Source organism: Kitasatospora sp. MBT63 (genome assembly GCF_000710465.2).
Taxonomy (GTDB): Bacteria; Actinomycetota; Actinomycetes; order Streptomycetales; family Streptomycetaceae; genus Kitasatospora.
In genome coordinates this window covers 1-3,841 of sequence record NZ_JAIZ01000145.1, presented here as the reverse complement: position 1 = coordinate 3,841, position 3,841 = coordinate 1, and the positions used below count along the sequence as shown (strand labels likewise).

General features: G+C 73.1%; 3 protein-coding genes. 1 reads left to right on the top strand and 2 read right to left on the bottom strand.

The window, feature by feature from the left end; all coding sequences use genetic code 11:
- Nucleotides 1-112: 112 nt before the first annotated feature.
- Nucleotides 113-433: a hypothetical protein gene (locus AA75_RS09745; protein ID WP_033819461.1), complete on the top strand. Its 321-nt coding sequence runs from the start codon at nucleotides 113-115 to the stop codon at nucleotides 431-433.
- A gap of 223 nt (nucleotides 434-656) precedes the next feature.
- Here the strand turns inward: AA75_RS09745 and AA75_RS09740 are convergent, their stop codons facing one another.
- On the bottom strand, nucleotides 657-2,276 hold the full coding sequence (locus AA75_RS09740; RefSeq protein ID WP_149038043.1) for an NAD(P)/FAD-dependent oxidoreductase: 1,620 nt from the start codon (nucleotides 2,274-2,276) through the stop codon (nucleotides 657-659).
- On the bottom strand, nucleotides 2,273-3,841 hold a 1,569-nt coding region (locus AA75_RS09735), incomplete at its 5' end, for a radical SAM protein (RefSeq protein WP_368666553.1). The genes AA75_RS09735 and AA75_RS09740, both read right to left, overlap by 4 nt.

Below are 3,841 nucleotides of genomic sequence, written 5' to 3'. Positions count from 1 at the left end.
GGGCGGCCGGGGCCGGGTGGGCGCGGGCGGTGGGGCGGCCGGATTGTCAGTGCCCCCAACTAAAATTAAGAACTGTCAGCGAGTGCTCCACCAACGCACCGGGAGGTCGCCGATGTCCGTCGCCGCGCTCACGCAGCAGGCCCCGAAGAACCGCGCGCCGAAGTCCACCACCCGCCCGTCCCGCCGCAGCCGACGCTCCGGCCCGCCGGCAGTCCGCCCGCTCCCGGCCGGCCTGCCCCGGGCCTGGTACATCGAGCACAACCGCCGCCTCAAGGCCATGCGCCTGGCGGTCGTCCTGCTCGACTCCGGTGTCTACGGCCCTCAGCAGGCCACCAACCGCCGGATCCGCTCGCTCGCCGTCCGGCTGGACATCCACCGGCCGTCCGCGGCCACCTGCCGGATGGTGAGGTCGTTCCTCCACCAGGATCACTGACGGCTGGCCCGGCCCGACGAGCGCACGGAGAACCGCACGGAGAACCGCACCGAGGATCCGGCGGAGCGACCGAGGGCCTGACCTGCGGCCGGGCAGCGACACTGACAGCTCGCCAGCGGGGTGCCGTGCCGAGCCACGGTATGCGGCGCGTAGGCCGAGCGGTCGCATAGCCAGTGGGACGGTCGGGTTCGTCGCAGGGACTTGAACGGGAGTCGACACAGCATCACCTCGGCCGGTGGGCCGGCAGTACGCCGGCCGAGGTGAGCTTGCTCGCCGTCGGGCGCCCGAGGGGCCGCGGGTCGGGGGGCCGGCCGTCCTGGGTGGGCTGGTCGTCGGGTGGGCGGTCGTCGGGTGGGTGGTTGTCGGGTGGCTGGTCGTCGGGTGGGTGGTCGATGGTGAGGGCGCCCTGGCGGTGAAGCCAATTGGCCAGCGCCGAGGCCCGGCTCGTAGGCAGTTCCTTGTCCCAGGACACGAGCAGGTCATCGAGCCGCCGCCCGCTGCCGATCGCGTCGAGTAGTGGGGCGAGTGCCACGCCGTCGACGAAGGCAACCGGGCGGGGCAGGTCGGGATGGCTCAGCGCCCGGCGGAGCTCCACCCGGTCACCGACGGCACACGGGGTGTCGACCAGAGCGGCCGTCGGCGCGAGCCGGATCCAGGGGTCACGGACTGCGGGGCCGGGGGACACCGGGTCCGGGGCCGACGTCCCGCCCTTCGACGCACTGCCCTTCGCCGGCGTGGACTCCTGCCGCAGTGGGCCGCGGTGCAGCCAGAACGGCCGGTCGCGGTGGATCCGGTGCTCGGCATAGTGTCCGGCCGCCCACTGTGCGTGCTGCTCCACCGACCGGCGCTGGCTGTCCCGGTAGAAGTCCATCGCCGCCTGCCGGTCATGCCCGGCGGCGAGCAGCGTGTGAACGGTCACGCTCGCGGCCATCGCGGTCTGCATCGCCTTGTCCACACCCGAGGAGGAGATCGGGTCGAGCGCGAAGGCCGCCTCCCCGATCTTGATGCTGTCCTCGCCGACCGGTTCCGGATCGGCGAACGCGGTCGCGTCGCAGACCGAGACCGGCCCGGCCTGTCTGGCGTCCGCCAAGCCGTCCAGCAGAACGGAACCGTGCAGCAACCCGCGGTAGCAGCCATCGAGCCCCGCCCGGCCGACCCCGAACCGGCGCAGCATCCGCGGATCCATGAACACCATCGCCCGGAACGACCCGTCCGGCCGCAGGGTGCCCCAGAACCAGGCATCCCGTTCGGCCAGTACCCGCGTCGGGGGACCCGGCCGCCGGGCACCGTGCCAGAGGCCGTGCAGCGCGATAGTGCGGGGCGCGGTGGGTTCCTTCCGTCCACCGAGGGCGAAGCCGCGCCCGCTCGCGTCCACCAGGAAGCGGGCCCGCACCGTGGCGTCCCCGCCCGCCGAACGCAGCGGCACCTCCCAGCCAGCCGACGTACGGCGGGCGCGGCGGGCGGTGGCGGGCTGGAGCACCCGCGCTCCCGCTGACACCGCCGCGTCGAGCAGGATCCGGTCGAACCGGCCCCGGTCCACGGTGAGACCGGCCACCCCTGCTGGCAGCCGGACCACCTCCGCACGCTCGTCCCGCCACCGCACGAGGGATTCGGTGGCCGGACGGAACCCGGCCGCCTGCACGGCGGGGCGCACTCCGAGCACCTCGAGGAGCGGCCAGCAGGCCGGAGTCAGTGCCTCACCCACGTGCGGACGCGGGAAGCAGTAGCGCTCGACCACGAGGACCTGGTGCCCGAGCTCGGCGAGCCGCTTGGCACAGACCGCCCCGGCCGGACCCGCGCCGATCACGCAGACCTCCGTCTCGACCGTGGACCGCGGGCTCACGGCTGCGCCCGGGAGGTGAGGGAGGAAAGGGGCACGGTGGACCGTGGTGGGGTGCCGGTGTGGGGGTTGCCGGTGCGTGGCGGGTCGGTGCGTGGCGGGTCGGTGCGCGGCGGGTCGGTGCGCGGCGGGTCGGTCGCGCCGAAGTAGTCGGGCCGCTGGGTGAGTAGTCGCTGGTAGGCGCCGAGGCAGTAGTGCAGCCACCCGCGGATGTAGTCGCAGGCGGGCCGGCCCCGCCTGATGACCTCGTGGTGGCATCCGCCGCCGCACAGATAGCGGGCCCAGCAGCTGCGGCAGGGCTCTTGCCGGTGCACATGGCGGTCCGTCAGCCATCGCAGACGACGTGCCGGGTCGATACCCCGGGTCAGATCGCCCATCGCACCCTCCGGGTCTCCGACGAAGCGGTGACAGGCCGCCAGCTCGCCTTCGGCCGACACCCCCAGGTACCCGGCGCCGGCGCCGCACGGATAAGGCCGGTGGGTGCCCCGGTGGATCTCCCGCAGCGCGTTGACCAGGTTGGCGAACGGGTAGCGGTGGCCGGCAGTGACCTGGCGCTCGAACTCGGCTCCGCAGGCCGTCAGCTCGTCGAGCATCAGCTCCAGTTCGGAGTGGCCCATCTCGCCGCGGCCGGTCGGCGAGTTGAGCAGCGGCGAGAACCCGACGCTGTGGAAGCCCAGCGCGAGGAACGAGTCCAGGGTCCGCCGCAACTCGAGGTTGCCCGGCGTGACCGTCACCCGGGCGGAGACCTGCATCCGGCGCTGCGCGGCGAGCAACGGGGTCACCTTGGCCAGGACCGTGTCGAAGCTGCCACGGCCACCGCGGTACGGGCGCAGCAGGTCGTGTTCTCGCCGCCCACCGTCCAGACTGACCGTCACCGCGAAGCCGTGCTCCTCGAAGAACTCGCCGTCCTCGGGGACCAGCACGGTGCCGTTGGTGGTCAGCGAGAAAGTGATCCTGGCACCGCTCTCCCCGGCCAGCCGGACGGCTCGCTCGGTTGCCGCTCTGACCACCGGGCGGTTCAGCAGCGGCTCGCCGCCGAGGAAGGCGAGGTTCACCCGATCGCCGGGAACGGTGTCGCGCAGCAGGAGATCCACCGAGGAGAGCGCGGTCTCCAACGGCATGCTCGTGTCGGGACCGCCGAAGCTGCCCTGCTGGGCATAGCAGTAGGTGCAGCCGAGATTGCACTTCTGCGCGACCGACAGTGACAGGGCCCGTACCGGGGGAGGCGATGGCGGGGCATCCTCCACCAGCTCGGGCACGGTCAGGCCGAGCTGCGTGAGCAGTTCTGTGGCGTCGGCCGGGTCCGCGCCGCGCCGGGCTCGGTCGAGCGCACGGTAGGCGGCCTTGTCGAGGGAGTACACACGGCTGCCATTGACGGCCAGCAGCGCGTGGCCGCGTTCGGTACGGACCAGGTGGAGGTCCGGGTGGACCGGCGCGGACAGCTCGAACAACTCCCGGGCCCGGTCGGGCACGGTGCACCCGGTGAGCGGCTGGTTCATGGTGGGCCCCTTGCTCTTCGGCGGGGAACGGATGACGACGGGGGGTGGGGTGGCGGGGTGCGGGGTGTG

Coding starts and splice junctions, on each gene's coding strand:
- AA75_RS09745 (WP_033819461.1), top strand. CDS start 113: ATGTCCGTCGCCGCGCTCACGCAGCAGGCCCCGAAGAACCGCGCGCCG.